This window comes from Blautia difficilis (assembly GCF_014297245.1).
Lineage (GTDB): Bacteria > Bacillota > Clostridia > Lachnospirales > Lachnospiraceae > Blautia_A > Blautia_A difficilis.
In genome coordinates, this window is record NZ_JACOQG010000094.1 from 1 (window position 1) to 742 (window position 742).

Here is a 742-nt window from a genome sequence, read left to right on the forward strand (position 1 = left end):
TTGTGTCGGATAGGTCGGGCGGTTATTCGGGCAAGTCCACCTTGCCAACAAAAGAATAATAAATCTCAATGTCCTGTCTGCGGGTCTTGTTCTCGTCATAGCTGCACTCATGCACAACGATTTTCTCTACAAACTCCCGCAGCAGAGTAGGGGTAAGTTCTTCAAAGCTGGTATGCCGCCGGACAACATTCATAAACTTTTCTGCGTTCACGGTGGCTTCCTGTGCTTTGGAAAGCTCCGCTTGGATAGCAGCAGCTCTTTCTTTCAGCTCCCGTTGTTCTGCTTCATAGTCTGCCGACAGTTCTGTGAAACGCTCGTCTGATATGCGCCCGGTCACGCTGTCCTCATACAGCCGCTTGAAGATAGCGGATAACTCGGCTATGCGTTTCTCGGCGGCTTCCAGCTCCTTTTTCTTGGCGGCGTTCCTGCGCTTGCCCCCGTCCTCGTTCTGCTCAATCAAGAGCTTCATAAACCGGGCTTCATGCTTTGCCGCATAGCTGGTCACTTTCCGCAGATTGGAGAGTACACCAGCGGTCAAAAGGTCGGTGCGGATAAAGTGCGCCGTACAGTCATGGGTGCGTTTCTTGTAGTTGCCGCAGATATAACAGTCCTGCTTGCGCTTGTCCGTCTGGTATCGCTGCTGATACATCACACTGCCGCAGTCTGCACAGAACAGTATGCCGGAGAACAAGCCTACTTCATCATAGCGGTTGGGGCGTTTGCGCTGCTTGCGAAGCTCCTG

At 52.6% G+C, this 742-nt stretch carries 1 protein-coding gene; it reads right to left on the reverse strand.

Translation table 11 applies throughout. From position 1 onward, the window contains the following. Positions 1-22: 22 nt before the first annotated feature. Positions 23-742 (reverse strand): DUF4368 domain-containing protein (locus H8Z82_RS16965; protein ID WP_186995769.1); only part of this gene is annotated, 720 nt, incomplete at its 5' end.